The organism is Clostridium sp. OM05-9, from assembly GCF_003481465.1.
GTDB lineage: Bacteria > Bacillota > Clostridia > Lachnospirales > Lachnospiraceae > Coprococcus > Coprococcus ammoniilyticus.
Window position 1 is genome coordinate 281,134 of record NZ_QULF01000002.1, and the last position, 19,135, is coordinate 300,268.

Annotated in this window: 17 protein-coding genes; all 17 read left to right on the plus strand. The window is 40.0% G+C overall.

The genetic code is table 11. The features are described from left to right. Positions 1-23: 23 nt before the first annotated feature. The 17 genes from mutS to DXB77_RS04435 all read left to right on the plus strand — a co-directional run bounded on the left by mutS (position 24) and on the right by DXB77_RS04435 (position 19,134). A complete protein-coding gene (gene mutS, locus DXB77_RS04350; protein WP_182429576.1) occupies positions 24-2,621 on the plus strand; it encodes a DNA mismatch repair protein MutS in 2,598 nt (865 codons plus the stop codon). Between the two features lie 9 nt (positions 2,622-2,630). Continuing rightward, positions 2,631-4,676 (plus strand): DNA mismatch repair endonuclease MutL, encoded by a 2,046-nt coding sequence (gene mutL, locus DXB77_RS04355; protein ID WP_118662727.1) that lies wholly within the window; start codon positions 2,631-2,633, stop codon positions 4,674-4,676. Positions 4,677-4,707: 31 nt separating this feature from the next. Continuing rightward, positions 4,708-5,649, plus strand: a complete 942-nt coding sequence (miaA, locus tag DXB77_RS04360; RefSeq protein ID WP_118483984.1) for a tRNA (adenosine(37)-N6)-dimethylallyltransferase MiaA — start codon at positions 4,708-4,710, stop codon at positions 5,647-5,649. Positions 5,650-5,669: 20 nt separating this feature from the next. Next, a complete protein-coding gene (locus DXB77_RS04365; protein WP_118483986.1) occupies positions 5,670-6,956 on the plus strand; it encodes a methionine gamma-lyase family protein in 1,287 nt (428 codons plus the stop codon). Between the two features lie 61 nt (positions 6,957-7,017). After that, positions 7,018-7,725 carry a DNA repair protein RadC gene (radC, locus tag DXB77_RS04370; RefSeq protein WP_021943858.1) on the plus strand — a complete coding sequence of 236 codons (708 nt, stop codon included), beginning with the start codon at positions 7,018-7,020 and terminating at the stop codon, positions 7,723-7,725. After that, positions 7,712-8,569: a rod shape-determining protein MreC gene (mreC, locus tag DXB77_RS04375; protein WP_117807561.1), complete on the plus strand. Its 858-nt coding sequence runs from the start codon at positions 7,712-7,714 to the stop codon at positions 8,567-8,569. The genes radC and mreC overlap by 14 nt, the downstream gene beginning before the upstream one ends. A 44-nt stretch (positions 8,570-8,613) precedes the next feature. Next, a complete protein-coding gene (gene mreD / locus DXB77_RS04380; RefSeq protein WP_117807560.1) occupies positions 8,614-9,120 on the plus strand; it encodes a rod shape-determining protein MreD in 507 nt (168 codons plus the stop codon). A gap of 19 nt (positions 9,121-9,139) precedes the next feature. After that, positions 9,140-11,977, plus strand: coding sequence for a penicillin-binding transpeptidase domain-containing protein (locus tag DXB77_RS04385; RefSeq protein ID WP_118483988.1), 2,838 nt, complete (start codon positions 9,140-9,142; stop codon positions 11,975-11,977). Between the two features lie 65 nt (positions 11,978-12,042). Beyond that, on the plus strand, positions 12,043-12,840 hold the full coding sequence (locus DXB77_RS04390; protein WP_117807558.1) for a septum site-determining protein MinC: 798 nt from the start codon (positions 12,043-12,045) through the stop codon (positions 12,838-12,840). 50 nt (positions 12,841-12,890) lie between these two features. Beyond that, entirely contained in the window at positions 12,891-13,685 is a 795-nt protein-coding gene (gene minD / locus DXB77_RS04395) for a septum site-determining protein MinD (protein ID WP_117784848.1), read from the plus strand. 18 nt (positions 13,686-13,703) lie between these two features. Then, positions 13,704-14,027: a cell division topological specificity factor MinE gene (locus DXB77_RS04400; RefSeq protein WP_021943864.1), complete on the plus strand. Its 324-nt coding sequence runs from the start codon at positions 13,704-13,706 to the stop codon at positions 14,025-14,027. Then, entirely contained in the window at positions 13,966-15,111 is a 1,146-nt protein-coding gene (locus DXB77_RS04405) for an FtsW/RodA/SpoVE family cell cycle protein (RefSeq protein ID WP_182427476.1), read from the plus strand. The genes DXB77_RS04400 and DXB77_RS04405 overlap by 62 nt, the downstream gene beginning before the upstream one ends. 10 nt (positions 15,112-15,121) lie before the next feature. Continuing rightward, on the plus strand, positions 15,122-15,517 hold the full coding sequence (locus DXB77_RS04410; protein WP_021943866.1) for a methylglyoxal synthase: 396 nt from the start codon (positions 15,122-15,124) through the stop codon (positions 15,515-15,517). A 17-nt stretch (positions 15,518-15,534) separates the two neighbouring features. Then, the gene (locus tag DXB77_RS04415) at positions 15,535-16,506 is read left to right on the plus strand and encodes a serine hydrolase (RefSeq protein ID WP_117784847.1); all 972 of its coding nucleotides are present in this window, start codon (positions 15,535-15,537) and stop codon (positions 16,504-16,506) included. 54 nt (positions 16,507-16,560) lie between these two features. Further along, the gene (locus DXB77_RS04420) at positions 16,561-16,980 is read left to right on the plus strand and encodes a twitching motility protein PilT (RefSeq protein ID WP_117807557.1); all 420 of its coding nucleotides are present in this window, start codon (positions 16,561-16,563) and stop codon (positions 16,978-16,980) included. A gap of 54 nt (positions 16,981-17,034) precedes the next feature. Then, on the plus strand, positions 17,035-18,426 hold the full coding sequence (locus DXB77_RS12980; protein WP_173783615.1) for an HlyD family efflux transporter periplasmic adaptor subunit: 1,392 nt from the start codon (positions 17,035-17,037) through the stop codon (positions 18,424-18,426). 12 nt (positions 18,427-18,438) lie between these two features. Then, complete coding sequence (locus DXB77_RS04435) at positions 18,439-19,134, plus strand: YggS family pyridoxal phosphate-dependent enzyme (protein WP_117784845.1); 696 nt, start codon at positions 18,439-18,441, stop codon at positions 19,132-19,134. Position 19,135: the final 1 nt, after the last annotated feature.

Sequence of the window (19,135 nt, forward strand, 5' to 3'; positions counted from 1 at the left end):
AAACAGTGGCAGCTTTAACACCAATGATGCAGCAGTATATGGAAGTGAAGAATCAGTACAAGGACTGTATATTATTTTACAGACTTGGTGATTTCTATGAAATGTTTTTTGATGATGCCCTGACCGCATCCAAGGTTCTTGAGATCACTTTGACCGGAAGGGACTGTGGACAGCCGGAACGTGCACCGATGTGCGGCGTTCCATATCATGCCTGTGATGTCTACCTGAATAAGCTGATCGAGAATGGTTTTAAGGTAGCGATCTGTGAACAGGTTGAAGATCCAAAGCTTGCAAAAGGCATAGTTAAACGTGAGGTTATCCGGGTGGTAACACCGGGTACCAATATGTCAAATGCAATTCTTGATGAAACAAGAAATAATTATCTGATGAGTATTGTTGAAAACGATGGTGCATTCGGAATTTCACTGGTAGATATCACGACCGGTGAGTTTAAGACAGCGAGAGTTCCATCCTTATCAAAGCTTACGGATGAGATCAACAAATATTCTCCTGCCGAGATCATCGGCAATCATTCTTTCATGAATTGTGATCTGGATTTCATTTATCTTAGGGAGAAAATGAAAATTTCCATTTCTGAAGCGCCGGAGCATTATTTCAATCAAATGCTCTGTGAAGATGCAATTATGAGGCAGTTCGGAGTTAATAATATGGACGGACTTGGACTGAAGGATTTCCCTGACTGTATTTTATCCTCCGGAGTTCTGCTTCAGTATCTGCATGAGACACAGAAGAATTCCCTTGCACATATCAATCATATCGTGCTGTATTCTATCGACGATTTCATGATTCTTGATTCCGCAACCAGAAGAAATCTGGAGCTTTGTGAGACACTTCGTGACAAACAGAAACGAGGTTCTTTGTTATGGGTATTGGATAAAACCAAGACAGCAATGGGTGCGAGAATGCTTCGAAGCATGATCGAGCAGCCTTTAATATATAAAAAGGATATCGAAGCAAGACTTGATGCAGTAGATCAGTTAAATAATGATATGATCAATCGTGATGAGATGCGGGAATATCTGAACCCGATCTATGATCTGGAACGACTGATGACAAGGATTTCCCTACGATCCGCAAATCCACGCGATATGATCGCATTTAAGACATCCCTTTCATATCTGCCGTATATCAGACAGCTTTTACAGATCTATCCGGATGGGCTTCTTGCAGATATTTATGAGAAAATGGATGAATTACAGGATATTTATGACCTGTTAGAGCGTTCAATCAACGACGATCCTCCGATACTGATTCGAGAAGGCGGTATTTTCAAGGATGGTTATCTGGAAGAAATCGATACTTTAAAATCGGCAAAGACAGATGGCAAGACATGGCTTGCAGAATTGGAGGAACGGGAAAAGCAGAAGACAGGAATAAAGAATCTTCGCATCAAGTTCAATAAAGTATTTGGCTATTATTTTGAGGTGACTAATTCCTATAAGGATCTGGTACCTGAATATTTTATAAGAAAACAGACACTTGCAAATTCAGAACGATACACAACAGAAGAATTGGACAATCTTGCAGGTTCGATTCTTGGTTCTGAAGATAAATTATATGCACTGGAATATGAAACCTATGTTGCGCTCAGAGATAAGATTGCGGGTGAGATCCTGCGTGTGCAGAATACAGCAAGACAGATCGCTTTATTAGACTGTCTCTGTTCGCTGTCATATGTGGCATCTGCCAATCAGTTTGTTCGTCCGGAGATTAACGAAGATGGTGTAATTGATATCAAAGAAGGTCGCCATCCTGTCGTTGAGAAGATGATGAACAACGGTATGTTCATATCAAATGACACCTATCTGAATAATTTTGAGAGCCGAATATCGATCATAACCGGACCGAATATGGCTGGTAAATCCACCTATATGCGTCAGACGGCACTGATCGTTTTAATGGCGCAGATCGGAAGCTTTGTTCCTGCTGCTTCAGCAAATATCGGTATCTGTGACCGTATCTTCACCAGAGTAGGGGCATCCGATGATCTTGCAAGCGGTCAAAGCACTTTCATGGTAGAGATGAGTGAGGTCGCAAATATTCTTCGAAATGCCACGAAGAACAGTCTGCTGATCTTAGATGAGATCGGACGAGGAACCAGTACATATGACGGACTTAGTATTGCATGGGCAGTTGTGGAATATATTAGTAACAGTGAACTGCTTGGAGCAAAAACGTTATTTGCCACCCACTATCATGAACTGACAGAATTAGAGGGTAAGTTATCCTCTGTAAACAACTACTGTATAGCAGTAAAAGAAGACGGTGATGATATCGTATTCTTACGAAAGATCGTAAAAGGCGGAGCGGATCGAAGCTATGGTATTCAGGTAGCCAAGCTTGCCGGAGTACCGGATATCGTGATCAATCGTGCAAATGAGATCTGCAACCAGCTTATCGATACGGATATAACGACGAAATTAAAAGATATCAAGATAACAAATGATTTTCATAAAAGTGCTTCCGATACCCAGATGTCATTTCTGGCAAATCCGGAAGAGAGTGCCATTCTGGAGGAGATCAAGAATGCAGATCTGTCCAACATGACACCGATGAAAGCATTGTTATATCTGAATGAATTACAGGAGCGAATCCGTTAAGGAGAACCTATGATAAAATTACTGGATCAATATACAATTGATAAGATCGCAGCCGGTGAAGTGATCGAACGTCCCGGCTCGGTTATAAAAGAATTAGTGGAGAATTCCATCGATGCGGGTGCAACTGCGATCACCATCGAGATCAAAGAAGGTGGTATGAGCTTTATCCGTATCACAGACAATGGATGTGGTATCTCAAAGGAGGAAGTTCCGGTTGCCTTCCTTCGTCATGCAACCAGTAAGCTTCAGACGGCGGATGATCTGTTAAAGATCGCATCCTTAGGCTTCCGTGGCGAGGCGTTATCTAGTATAGCCGCAGTTGCCCAGGTAGAGCTGATCACCAAGCAGGAAGATGCGCTTACCGGAACCAGATACCAGATCCACGGCGGAAAAGAGATCTCAAATGAGGAAATCGGCGCACCGCTTGGTACAACGATTGTTGTAAGAAATCTGTTTTATAATACACCTGCCAGAAAGAAATTCATGAAGACGCCTGCAACAGAGGGCTCGTATATCTACGATCTTGTCTGTCGTATGGCAATGTCACATCCGGATGTTTCATTTAAGTTTATTATGAATGGAACAGATAAGCTATTTACATCCGGCAACGGCAGACTAAAAGAGATCATCTATCATATATATGGTAGAGATATTACGAATAACCTTCTGGAAATCCATGCAGCAAATGATCAGGTAAAGATCACAGGATATCTTGCAAAACCGAGTATATCCAGAGGTAACCGTTCATTTGAAGATTATTATGTAAACCAAAGGTATATAAAGAGCAATATATTAACAAAGGCAATCGAAGATGCATATCGTACCTTTGTTATGGTTCATAAATTTCCATTTACAGTTATCAATTTTGAGATTGATCCATCTCTGATCGATGTAAATATCCATCCTGCAAAACGGGAATTGAAGTTCATAAATGAACCGGATATGTATGATTTTACTTATATCAGTGTCAGAAAGGCGCTGTTATTTAAAGAACTTATCCCGACTGTTACACCGGGAAAGGATAAGCGGCCGGAGACACTGGCAGAACGCAAGGTGGAGAAGCGCCCGGAGCCATTCGAAGCTAACAGGAGAGCCGCAGAGCTTCCTCCGCAGCCGGCAAGGCCAGCGCAGCAGGAAAAGCCAGGCATGCCAATGCAACCGGCAAATTCAGGTATATCTGCTCAACCAACACCGACACCATCTGTTACGATGGAAAACAGAAGCAGCTCGCCGGTTGAAATCCAATATTTGAAAGAAGATAATCAGTCTGGTAAAAATATCACAAATAATATGGTTGCTGAAAATATTGTTCCGTATTTGACACAACCGGCAAAGACAGCATTAAATTCTGCTGAAGCGAGTGTACAGACTAACGAAACATCAGAACAGAAGAAACAGGAACCGATCACATCGGAAGCTAAGATTAAATACGAGCAGATGGATATGTTTGAAGATAAATTTCTGACACCGGAAGCTAAGAAAAAGCACCGGATCATCGGGCAGTTATTTAAGACATACTGGCTGATCGAGTACGAAGATAAGTTCTTTATCATGGATCAGCATGCCGCACATGAAAAGGTAAAATTTGAGGAATTAATGGCAAACTATAAGAATAAGACTGCCATTCCTCAGTATCTGATGCCACCTGCGATCGTATCCTTGAGCGGAACAGAATCAGAGTTCTTACGGGAAAATCTGGAATTTTTCCAGAATCTGGGATTTCAGATTGAAGGCTTCGGTGGAAAAGAATACAAGCTGTCAGCCGTTCCGGCAAATCTGTTCGGATTAGACGGCAGAGAATTATTTCTGGAATTTATCGGAGAGTTATCCGAAAACGGACAGAAGCAGACGATTGATACATTTATCAGTAAACTTTCCACAATGGCATGTAAAGCTGCGATAAAGGGGAATACTTCCATTAGCTTTAAGGAAGCAGACATCCTGATCGATCAGTTGATGAAGCTTGAAAATCCATATACCTGTCCGCATGGCAGACCAACCCTGATCTCCATGACAGAGACAGAACTGGAAAAGAAATTCAAACGAATTGTTTAGTAATTAAACTTATATAGAAATGGAGCAGCAAATGAAGCCTCTTGTTATATTAACCGGACCGACAGCCGTAGGTAAAACAAATCTGTCGATCGGTCTTGCAAAAAGAATAAATGGTGAGATCATTTCTGCAGATTCCATGCAGGTCTATCGAAAGATGGATATCGGAACTGCCAAGATCATGCCGGAGGAAATGGATGGCATTCCCCATCATCTGATCGATGTATTAGATCCGAAGGAGCCGTTTAATGTTGTATTATTTAAAGAACTTGCAACAAAGGCGATGGATGATATCTATGCCAGAGGACGGATACCTGTCATTGTCGGCGGAACCGGCTTTTATATTCAGGCAGTTTTATACGATATTCATTTCGATGAAAATGACGATGATAAAAGCTATCGTACTTATCTGGAACAGCTTGCGGAAAAACATGGAAATCTCTACCTTCATCAGATGCTTGAAAAAGTGGATCCGGCGTCAGCCGCAGCCATTCATTATAACAATCGCAAACGTGTGATCCGGGCGTTGGAATTCTATAAAGAGACAGGAAACCCGATCTCCGAACATAACGAGAAAGAATCCAAACGGATTTCTCCATATAATTTTGAATATTTTGTGTTAAATGATGCAAGATCAAAATTATATGATAGAATAGACAGGCGAATTGACATCATGGTAGAACAGGGATTGATCGAAGAGGTAAAGGCATTAAAGGATCAGGGATATACAAAAGATCTGATATCCATGCAGGGGCTTGGATATAAAGAGATCCTCGATTATCTGGATGGTGTAACATCTCTGGATGAAGCCCTATATATCTTAAAACGTGATACCAGACATTTCGCCAAGCGTCAGATCACATGGTTTAAGAGGGAAAAAGAAGTCACCTGGGTGGATAAGAGTGAATTCACATCAGAAGATACCATTATGGATTTCATGCTTGAACAGTTGCGGTCAAAGGGAATTATTTCATAAAATAAAATGGAGCAGATAAAATGAACACATTATTAAAAGATTATTATACATCCTTACACATTGATGAACGGGTATTTGATTACTGTCAGAAGATTGAAGACAGCTTAAAGGACCGTTTTGCAGCGATCGATGCCATCTGTGAGATCAACCAGATGAAGGTCATCAAAGCCATGCAGGATAATCGTCTGGCGGAAGCACATTTTGCAGGTTCCTCCGGATATGGTTATACCGATGACGGACGAGATGCACTCGAACGGATCTATGCAGATGTATTCCATACGGAAGATGCGCTGGTCCGTTCTCAGATCACCTGTGGAACACATGCGATCTGTACGGCGTTATTTGGTAACTTAAGACCGGGAGATGAACTGCTTGCAATCTCAGGAAAACCATATGATACGATGGATGAGATCATCGGACTTCGCCCTTCACCGGGTTCTTTGGCAGAATATGGTGTTACATACGCCCAGGTAGATCTGACACCGGAAGGAGAGTTTGATTTTGAAGGGATCCGAAATGCGATCAATGAACACACAAAGCTTGTGGAGATCCAGCGTTCCAAGGGTTATGCCGTACGTCCGACTTTATCCTGTGAGAAGATCGGAGAAGTGATCACATTTGTAAAGAGTATCCGTCCGGACATCATCTGTATGGTAGATAACTGTTATGGTGAATTTGTTCAGGATCAAGAACCAACAGACTATGGCGCAGATCTGATCGCAGGTTCCCTGATCAAGAATCCGGGTGGCGGACTGGCTCCGATCGGTGGTTATATCTGTGGTAAGAAGGAATATGTGGAAAATGCCGCATACCGTCTTACAACTCCGGGACTTGGCAAAGAGGTTGGTGCATCTTTAAATAATACAAAGGCTTTTGCGCAGGGCTTATTCATGGCTCCATCGGTTACGGCAAGTGCTTTAAAGGGTGCGATTTTTGCTGCAAATGTATATGAAAATCTTGGTTTTAAGACAGTCCCGAATAAGACAGAGGATCGTTTTGATATCATACAGGCAGTTGAACTTCAGACACCGGAACGTGTGGTTGCTTTCTGTGAAGGGATTCAGGCGGCTGCACCTGTTGACAGTTATGTAAAGCCTGTACCATGGGATATGCCTGGATATGATTCTCCTGTCATCATGGCGGCCGGTGCATTTGTATCCGGTTCTTCAATTGAACTTAGTGCGGATGCCCCTATGAGAGAACCGTATGCTGTATATTTTCAGGGAGGACTTACCTATCAGCATGCAAAATTTGGAATTGTAATGACATTGCAAAAAATGGTAGAAAATAACCTTATAGTGTGGTAGATTTAGTTCGAATGTCACCTTTCTTTCAGACATTGGAGAGGCGGAGAGAAAAGGAGGACATATGAATTCTAATTTTACAATGCGGGATATGGCTGTTACAGAGCGGCCATATGAAAAATGTCAGCAGAGTGGTCCATCCGCTTTGAATGATGCTGAACTGCTTGCAGTTATACTTCGAAGCGGAAGCCGAAAAGAAAATGCACTGGTTACAGCCCAGCGTATTCTGAACCGTCATTCGGTTCATAAAGGCTTAGTCGGGCTGAAGCATCTGACATTGGAAGAACTGATGTCGATTGATGGGATCGGATATGTAAAAGCGATCCAGATGCAATGTATCGGTGAATTATCAAGACGGATAGCGGAAGCGGAATATAAGCCATTTCTGACATTTGGCAATCCGCAGAGTATAGCAGATTATTTTATGGAACGTACCAAATATCTGGATAAAGAGCGGGTTTACAGCCTGTTGTTTGATTCCAGACATTGTTTGTTGGGAGAAAACTGTATATCAGAGGGAACGATCGATCATGCAGTTATATCTCCAAGGGATATCTTTATAGATGCCTTAAGCTATCACGCAGCATATGTTGTTTTGCTGCATAATCATCCATCCGGGAATCCGGAACCAAGCAGACAGGATATCTGCTTGACAAAGAGAGTAGCAGAAGCAGGCAGAATGCTTGGAATCCTGTTATCTGATCATATTATTATAGGGAATAATTGTTTTGTCAGTCTGGCAGAAAGAGGAATGTTGAATGAGACGTCGTAACAGAAAAAGAATAGAAATAACTCCAAAATATTTTTTGCTTGCATTAACGATAGTATGTGTAGTTTTAATGATCGCATCACTGTTTTTTGACAGTATAATGCCGTCAGTCCGTAATGCAACAAACACGTTTATTCTTCCAATGCAAAAAGGAGTAAATACAGTAGGAAGCTGGGTAGAATCCAAGGCAGAAGCACTGAAAAATTACGAAGATATCGTGGCGGAAAACGATCAGTTAAAGGAACAACTGGATACCTATAGATCCACACTTGCCCAATATGAACAGAACTCTTATGAGCTGGACCGGCTGCAGAAGCTGTATGAGCTGGATGCACAGTATACTGATTATGATAAGACAGGAGCAAGAGTTATATCTAAGGATACCGGAAACTGGTTTGATGTCTTTTATATTGACAAAGGAACCGATGATGGACTGTCTATTGGTTGTAATGTATTATATGGAAATGGTCTGTGCGGAATTATCACAGAGATTGGAGCGGATTATGCAAAGGTCCGTTCGATCATCGATGATACAACAAATGTAAATGCAACAATCCTGCCGGCTCAGGCAATCTGTAATGTATCCGGAAGCCTAACGAATTATGCAGACGGCTACCTGCTTGCGGAAAATATAGATAAAGATGCAGATATATCAGAAGGAGATCAGGTTGTGACCTCACATGTTTCGAGCAAATATCTTTCTGGAATCAATATAGGCTATATTGCAAAGATAGAAAATGATTCCAACAATCTGACCAAGACAGCGTATATTACGCCGGCTGCTGATTTTTCTAATATTGAAGAGGTTCTGGTGATCCGCCAGACAAAGAAAAATGTTACAGATTAAAAACAATTGACAGAACTAAATGGTAGAAGAAGGTTGAAACAGAATTGAAACGAGTATTTACATTAGGAATTTTGATCATTATATGTTTTGTATTACAGACTGCATTATTTCCCTATATAGAAATTGCCGGAACAGCACCGGATCTGATGCTGATACTGACAGTTTCTTTTGGTCTTATGCGCGGTAGAAAAGAAGGAATGCTGGTTGGTTTTTTCTGCGGTTTTCTGTATGATCTGTATTTTGGATATGCGATTGGACCGTTTATGATACTTTATATGATTCTTGGATATTGCAATGGATTTTTCCACCGTTTATATCTGGTGGAAGATGTTCTTTTACCAATGCTGATCATTCTGATCGACGATCTGTTTTTTAATTTTGCAACATATATTATCTTTTTCTTGTTGCGGAACAGGCTGGAATTTTCAACCTATCTGAAGGATATCATTCTTCCGGAAATGATCTATACAGCATTGATCACACTCTTTATATTCAAGTTTTTTGTATTTGTGAACAAGACACTGAAGCGTCTGGAAAAAGCAAACGAATAAGAACTGGAAGGAAAATACAATGATAAAAGAATTTTTGAATCTGATAAAAGAAAATATTGTAGAACATGTAAAACACCGGTTGTTTGTTGTGACATTGATCGTTCTGGTTCTCTTTGGTGTACTGGTTTACCGTCTGTTTGATCTACAGATCGTAAACGGAGAAAAGTATCAGGAAAGCTTTACCTATAAATCAGTGAAAACAGTCTCGGTGAAAGCAACCCGTGGAAATATATACGATTGTAACGGAAAACTGATTGCTTATAATGAAGCTTCCTATACATTGTCATATAACAGTGCTACCGATCTGTCAGAGATTGCTGCTGCACAGGGAACAACATCCAACGAACTGCGAAATGATATAGTATATAAAACAATCCTGATTCTGGAGCAGAATGGAGATAAAATATCAGTCAGTCTGCCGATCAAGCTGACAGGAAAAGGATTTGAGTTTACAGTATCAGGAACATCATTGAATACTTTTCTTATGAATGTATACAGTGCCAGCTCTGTCGATAAACTGACAGATCAGCAGGCATCCTCAACAGCAGAAGATGTATTCCGTTATATGAGAGGAAAGGATCTCTTCAATATTTCAGATACTTATTCGGATGAAGCAGCATTAAAGATTCTTGCCGTCCGGTATGAGATCTGGCTGAACCGTTACCAGCAATACATGTCTGTCCAGCTTGCGGATGGTATCAGCGAGGAAAGCTATGCAACGATCAAAGAAAATTCAAATGAACTACCAGGCATGGAAGTAAACGTAGAATCCCACCGTGTCTATAATGATGCTATTTATTACGCACATATTATCGGATATATCGGAAATATCTCAAATGAAGAGATGGACAAATATAACGAGAATCTGGATGATTCCGAAAAATATACGGCTGATGACATGATCGGAAAGGCCGGGTTGGAAAGTGAATTTGAATCTTATCTGCGTGGTAAAGACGGATATCAGAAAATGTATGTAGATAATCTGGGGAAGGTGATCGAGGTTATTGATTCGCAGGATTCTGTAGCAGGAAATGACATTTATCTGACGATTGACTCGGATCTTCAAAAATACTGTTATAATGCTCTGGAAAAGGAAATTACTTCCATCCTGCTTGCACATATTAAAAATGTAACAACATCAAATGACAAAGATGATATCCCGATCACTGACGTTTATTTTGCATTATTTGATAATAACATTATCAGCATTGACGATCTGGCAGCAAAGGATGCCACAGATCTTGAGCGTTCAGTAAATGATACATTTCAGAGTTCCAAAAGCTATACACTTGGAAGACTGGATGATATCCTGAATTCAAGTCATATACCATTATATAATCTGACAGAACAGTATCAGGATTATATGGAATTTATCTGCGAACAATTAAGTGATGCAGGCATTTACAGTTCAAGCAAGATATCAAAAACAGATGATACCTATGTATCTTATATCAATAATAATATTTCGCTGTGTGAGTATCTGAAATATGCGATCAGCCAGGGCGCAATCGACATTTCCTGTATTTCAACGAAAAGTGACTATTATGATACAGATGAAATCTACAATGTGCTGACGGAATATATTTTAAAAGAATTTGAAAATAATACCAGTTTCGACAAACTTGTTTTCAAATATATGATAATATCAGGAGAACTTACAGGAAGTCAGGTTATTAATCTGTTATATGACCAGGGTATCTTAAATATGGCAACAGATGAGGACTATTCCGATTATAAGGCAGGATCCATCAGCAGCTTTGACTTTATGTGTAAAAAAATAGAACAATATGAGATAACTCCTGCCATGCTGGCACTGGATCCATGTTCCGGCTCGATCGTTGTGACTGATCCAAATTCCGGAGCTGTAAAAGCAATGACAAGTTATCCAAGTTATGATAATAATCAGCTCACAAATTCCATTGATGCAGATTATTATGCAAAAATTACGTCGGACAAGACAACACCAATGTACAGCAGAGCAACGATGCAGCAGACAGCTCCCGGATCCACCTTCAAGATGATAACTGCATTTGCAGCAATGAATGAAGGCGCAATCGGTATTAATGACGTGATCCAGACCAAAGGATATTTTGATAAAACAGAAACACCTGCGAAATGCTGGATTTATCCATCAGCACATGGGACAATCGGTATATCCAAGGCAATCGAAGAATCCTGTAACTATTTCTTCTATGAACTGGGTTACCGTATGGCAACACAAGATACCGGAACCTATAGCGATATCACTGGTGTAGAACGGCTTCAGAAATATGCAGGTATGTTTGGATTTGACAGCACCTCCGGCATTGAACTGCCGGAAAGTAAACCGCAGATATCAGATGCGGATGCGATCCGTACTGCGATTGGACAAGGTACAAATAACTTTACAGCAACACAGCTTGCCCGATATGTTACAACACTAGCAAACAGTGGTACATGCTATGACCTGAGTCTTGTTTCAGATATCAAGGATATTAACGGTAATGTTGTATATAAAAATGAGCACAAGGTTCACAACCAGCTCGATTTTCCTGCCGAGCAATGGAATGTTGTCAGACAGGGCATGCGTCAGGTTGTTTCCGTCCATACGAGCAGCAGTGCTTTGATTAATCAGATCAATGTTGCAGTAGCCGGCAAAACAGGTACGGCCCAGCAGAGTGATGCCAGACCGAACCATGCGTTATTTGTATCATTTGCACCATATAAAAATCCTGAAGTTACGGTTACAAGTGTAATCCCGTTTGGATATTCTTCCGGTAATGCAGTCGAATTGACCGGACTTGTATATGCCTATTTATACGATCCGGATGTACTTGAAAATACAACGATCACCGGTAACAATGCACTTTCAGATTAAAAGATAAGATACGTCGGATAAATTCATTTTTGAACAGTTATATTTATGAAAACGAGGTAAGAAACATGAATACCGACGTTATTATTAAGGCGAACAGCCACGGGATCAGAATTATATTTCATAATGATGATCCATTGGAGCAGCTCCTGATGGATATAAAAGAAAAATTACAGCATCAAAATGCATTTTTAAAAAAAGAAGGAAAAATTTCTGTTTCTTTTGAAGGACGGGAGTTGAGCCGAGAGGAGATTGCGCAGATTCTGTTTGCATTAAATCATCTGCCGGAGACTGAGGTGGAATTTATTTGCGATATTCCTGATAAAGGGAGAACAGAGGATCTCTGCAATCAGATTGATATTCCTCCGCACAGGTCAAAACACCGGCAGCCCGCCGCTGTCGGACATACAGCACATGTGGATCATGTTATTAGACATGAAGCTCCTGCTACAGATACGGCCGCTTCAAATAAAAAAGTATCACCAGATGATACCGCAGGTCAGAATGTTTCATCTTCAGAAGATAACAACCTGTTTTTTTACGGAAACATTCGGAGTGGTCAAACACTTGAAGTAAAAAAAAGTATTATAATAATTGGTAATGTTGAAAAAAGAGCAAAAGTTATTTCCGGTGGAAATATCATTATCCTCGGCAACTTGCATGGAAGTGCAGTCGCCGGAAAAGATTTGCAGAAAAAACGCTTTGTACTGGCTCTTACCATGGAACCGGTTCATATAAAGATCGGAACTGTCAGCTATGCAGCAAAACGACAGTTCCATGATAAATTAAATACAAAGGATGCAGTGATAGCATACTGTGAAAATGACCAACTGATCTTTCAGCCGCTGTCGCAAGCTTCACTATAAGATAAAAATTCTAAAAATCAGTATGAAAAGATAATTTACGGAGGTGTTTTATGAGTGAAGTAATTGTTGTTACATCAGGAAAGGGAGGCGTTGGTAAAACCACAACTTCAGCCAATATCGGCACAGGTCTTGCAGGTCTGAAAAAAAGAGTGGTCATGATCGATACGGATATCGGACTGCGAAATCTGGATATCGTCCTCGGACTGGAAAACCGTATTGTTTATAATCTGGTTGATGTAGTAGAAGGAAACTGCCGCTATAAGCAGGCATTGATAAAAGACAGGAACAATCCGGAGCTTTTTCTAATGCCATGTGCACAGACCAGGGACAAAACCGCTGTTTCTCCGGAACAGATCATAAAATTGATCGATGAAATGCGTTCGGATTTTGATTATATAATCATTGATTGTCCTGCCGGAATCGAACAGGGATTTAAAAATGCTATTGCAGCCGCAGACAGAGCAATTGTTGTTACAACACCAGAGGTATCTGCGATCCGGGATGCAGACCGTGTTATCGGGCTGTTAGAAGCAAATGAGATTACGTCGATTGACCTTATCATCAACCGGGTACGATATGATATGGTAAAAAAAGGTGACATGATGTCTGTCGATGATGTTGTTGATATTCTAGCCGTCAACCTTCTGGGTGTAATACCGGATGATGAACAGATCGTTATATCAACAAATAAAGGAGAACCACTTGCTGGAAGCAATACAACATCCGGCAATGCCTATATCGATATCTGTAAACGGATTCTTGGCGACAGTATTCCCTTGACTGATTACAATACATCGATCCGGCGAAACCCTTTCAAACGGTTATTTCGAAAAAAACATGCATAAAAGGGGTGAGTGGTAGGAATGAAAGATATCAAGGTAATCAACAATGTTGTAAGTTATAATTCTGGTCATTATGCCAGAGAACGTTTAAAATATATCCTGATGGCCGACCGGATCGGATGTACGCCAGATGTCATCACAAGGATCCGGGATGATCTGTGTAAATGCGTTTCTAATTATGTTAATATTGATTCGCCAAATACAACCGTACAGCTTTCAGAATCCTTCCTGATCGCCAAGATCCCGGTTAAAGGAATACATATGAAAAAGGAAAAAGAAAAAGATGAAACACTTCAAACAGATGGACATATCAACGGAGAAAAAGTACAGACTGATCAATTATAATTTTAAGCTGATCCTGTTCGTGATCGCAGCCATGATCATGGGAAGCATTACGATCTGCAGCGTTCGTCCGGACTTCCTGACGAAACAATTGATCGGTGTCAGTGCATGTATCATCGGTATGATCGTTGTATCACTGATCGATTATAATTTTATTTGCAAATATTATATGGTACTCTATGTCATCAATATCGGTCTGTTGTTTCTGGTTCTTGTCGCAGGTTCCGGTGGCGGAGATACAGGAGTTCATCGATGGTTTTATATATCAGATTCGTTCACCATTCAGCCATCAGAATTTGCAAAAATCATTCTGATCCTGTGTACGGCTGCATTTCTGGAAAAAAATTATGAAAATCTTAACACGCCAAAAGTACTTGCAAAGCTTGCAGTATTTTTGGCTGTTCCTGTTGGACTGATTGTGGCCGAACCAGACCTTTCAACCTCAATCTGTGTTATGGCAACGCTTTTTATCATTATATTTGTCGGAGGGCTGAGTCTGAAGCTGATCGGTATCATGATTCTGGTCCTGGTTCCCGCATTTGGAGGATTTATCTGGTATATTCAGCAGGATAATCTGCCTCAGTTTTTGAAAACTTATCAGATTAATCGTATTCTGGGACATATATACGGAAGTGAATATGGTGCTTCGTCTGACCAGCAGGATAATTCAGTTATGGCAATCGGTTCCGGTCAGCTATCCGGAAAAGGGATCAACAATTCAACGGTAGCTACCGTAAAAGATACCAATCTGATTTCTGAGCAGCAGACAGATTTCATTTTTTCGGCGGTCGGAGAAGAATTAGGATTCATTGGAAGTGTTATTATTATTGCAATTTTATGCCTGATAGTGTTACAATGTATTCGGGTTGCCAGGCATGCAAAAGATAAAAAAGGAATGTATATTGCGACAGGTATTGGGGCGCTTGTTGCATTCCAGACATTTATCAACATCGGAGTTGCAACAGCACTTTTGCCGAATACAGGACTGCCGCTCCCGTTCATCAGTTACGGACTAAGTTCGCTTGTCAGTATGAGTGCCGGAATCGGACTCGTTTTGAACATAAACCTGCAAAAGAAAAAGTATTAGGAGGAGAGCTATGAATATAGGGTTAATAGCACATGACGCAAAGAAAAAACTGATGCAGAATTTTTGCATTGCATACAGAGGAATCTTAAGCAAAAATGAATTATATGCAACAGGAACGACAGGACGTTTGATCGAAGAGGTCACAAACCTTAATGTTCATAAATATATCGCTGGACATCTCGGAGGGGAACAGCAGTTAGGTTCCCAGATTGAAAATAATGATATTGATATGGTTATTTTTCTGAGAGATCCATTACATCCAAAGGCTCATGAGCCGGATATCAATAATATATTTTTACTTTGTGATATGCACAATATTCCATTAGCAACCAATCTTGCGACTGCAGAGCTTCTGATCAAGGCGCTTGATCGGGGCGATTTGGACTGGAGAGAATTTTACAAATAAACAATGGAGAGTTTGATATGAAATATCAGATAAAACTGCTGATTTCCATCCTGACAATCGGCATCCTGTTTACCGGATGTGCCAGACGAAGCTATGATACCAGTGATCAGCTTGTGCTTGGAATATCAGAAAATCTGCCGCTGTACAGTACAGACAGTTTCGGAGAAAAACATACGGTCATTCCGGATGGTGAAAGCCTGGCGGATGATAATTATAAAGATACAAAAGCTGCGGTACTGTTGAACGATACAACACAGGAAGCGTTGGTCGTCCATAATGCACATGATAAAATATATCCTGCCAGTATGACAAAATTAATGACAGGACTTCTTGTGATTGAAGCGATTGAAGATGGTTCCTTATCGCTTGATGAAACCATTACTTTAAGTCATACCGTTACCTTTCAGGAAAATAACGTCGGAGCTAGTGACCTGACAAAAGGATGTAAAGTTACAGTTAAGAACCTGTTATACGGATTGCTGATCCGTTCCTATAATGATTGTGGTGTTCTTCTGGCAGAACGGATTGCCGGCAGCGAAGATGCATTTGTTGAAAAAATGAATGAACGGGCATATGAGCTTGGAGCTACGAATACGCATTTTGTGAACTGCCACGGCCTGCATTCGGATGACCATTATACAACTGCATATGATCTTTATCTGATCTTTTCAGAATTTATCAAACATGATCTGGCATATCTGATTGATTCCCTGACATCTTATGATTTTACATATACAGATGCAAATGGTGAAACAAGAAGCGTTACATTAGAAGCGACGAATGGATATATTTCAGGTGAATTTCAGTTCCCGGAAGGATATTCTTTGGGATCCTGGAAATCGGGAACGACGACGGCTGCGGGTAATTGTCTGATCCTTGAATTTGTAAAGGATGATACCGGCGACAAATATATCGCTGTTATCGCAGGTGCAGAAGACCGTAGTACGTTATATAATGATATGACAATGTTGATCAATACTGCAAAATAAACAGTTAATCAAATAACTGTTTTAATATATTTTAAATCATTCAGGAGGTTTATTATGATTCAGATTATTACAGGTGATAAAGGAAAAGGAAAAACAAAGGTTTTAATTGACAAGGTCAATAATGAAGTAAAGGTTGTAGCAGGTTCTGTTGTATTTATCGACAATAATAACAAGCACTTATATGAGCTGAGTAATCGTGTCCGTATGATCAACTGCACTAATTATGAAGTTAATAATCTGGAGATGTTTGCAGGGTTTGTTCTCGGAATAATTTCCCAGACAAAAGATATAGAGAAGATTTACATTGATAATTTTACATCTGTTGCTTATGTCAATAAAGAGCAGGTAAAAGTAGCACTGGATATCATTAATAATATCAGTGAGAAATTTAATATCAGTATTATAATATGTTTTGCAACGGACAGTTCCGATGTTCCGGACGAATATAAAGATAATATCATTGCTGCTTTATAGTTCCATATCAACTGTCTTATACGCACATATTATATGGAGTAAAAGGAGATATATATGGCTTCCATAAGAAGAAAGAAGAGAAAATGGCAGCCGGTGAAGATCAGTTTTGGATTTATCATATTTGCAATTATGTTTGTATACATGTTGATTCGTATCATTATGTCGCTTGGTGACCATGATCTGAGTGTATTTCAGGTGGAAGAGAGCAATTATGATACGAATTTTACTGCCACCGGACTTGCTGTGAGAAAAGAAACTTTGAATTACAGCTCTACCTCCGGATATGTCTGCTATTATATCCGGGATGGCGAAAAAGTTGCAAAGGGTGCCAGTGTATATTCTGTTGATGAAACCGGTTCCATGCAGGATGCATTGTTTGATGTTCAAAATAGCGGAAGCAGTGTGTTATCCGATAATGATTATAAAGATCTAAGCAAACAGATTCAGATTTTTAAAGCAGGATTTTCACCGTCAGATTTTTCAGAAGTATATGAATTTAAAAATTCCATGGACAATAAGGTTCTGGAAATGTATGAAGATATGGCGCTTGAGCAGTTATCTTCAAACCAGTCATTTGATTCAACTTTTTCAGCTTCGAAATCAAATGTCAGCGGTATTGTAACCTATTACATGGATGGCTTTGAAGGTTATGATATCAACAATCTTTCAGCAGATGATTTTGATAAAACAAAATATACCAAAGAAATGCTGAAAAAAAGCGATGTGGTTGAGTCCGGGAAACCTATATATAAGATCATAGATGATGAAAACTGGAAGATTGCAGTCATGCTTACGAAAGAAGAATATGAAAAAATCAAAAAGAACGAAACAATCCGGTTTACAATCAATGATTCATCCAGACGGTTATCTGCAAAGTATGAAACAGTTGAACAGGATGGAAATTATTTCATTATTATAAATATGCACCGTTATCTGGCAGAATATGTCGCTGATCGTTATTTGAATATCACATTTGTATTCTCAGAAACAAAAGGACTAAAGATTCCGAATTCAGCGATTACCGAAAAGGATGTTCTGATGATCCCAGTCAGCTATCTGACTGGAGGAAGCGGAACAACCGAGAAAAAATATTTTAATAAGATCGTATTAACAGCGGATGGAACAACTTCGGTTGAACAGATATCCCCTACTATATATTTTACAGATGATCATTTCTGTTATGTGGACCCGGCAGATATAGATGATAATACCGTTCTTGCAGCAAACGAATCAGATATTACATTTAACACATCTACCGCCGGCACATACAAATTAAAAGGTGTTTTCTGCGTTACACAAGGTACTGCAGTATTTAAGCAGATTGATGTTATTGTAGATGGTGATGATTATTCGATCATTGATCCAAATACCGCATATGGTATCTCTGCTTACGACAGGATCGCATTGGATGCCACCTCCGTAAAGGAAAACCAGATCATATATTAGGAGTGATGAATGATGTTACAGGAAAATTACGAAAGCATAGATAAAAAGATCACAGAAGCATGCAAACGGGCTGGTCGGAACAGGGATGCGGTTACTCTGATCGCTGTCAGCAAGACCAAACCGTTAAGTGATATTGAAGAATTATTACAGAATACAGATGCTGAAAATTTTGGAGAGAACAAGGTTCAGGAACTGGTCGATAAATATGAACATATATCCAGACCGGTCAAATGGCATATGATCGGGCATCTGCAGACGAACAAAGTCAAATATATCGTTGATAAGGTCTGCCTGATACATTCTGTTGATTCCGTGAATCTTGCAAAAACGATTGAAAAAGAAGCAGCAAAGCATAATGTTGTTGTTCCTGTTTTAATAGAAGTAAATGTTGCAGGGGAAGAAAGCAAGTTTGGTGTATCCGTTGAGGAAACGGAAGACCTGATCCGGCAGATCAAAGACTTTCCTCATATACATATTGATGGACTGATGACGATTGCACCATTTGTAGCCAATCCGGAAGAGAATCGCGTGCACTTCCGTCGCCTTAAGGAATTATTACTTGACATCAATTCTAAAAACATTGATAATGTTCATATGAATGTCTTATCAATGGGTATGACAAATGACTATGAAGTAGCTGTCGAGGAGGGTGCTACCATGGTCCGAGTTGGAACCGGTATCTTCGGTGAAAGAAATTATAATATTTAAA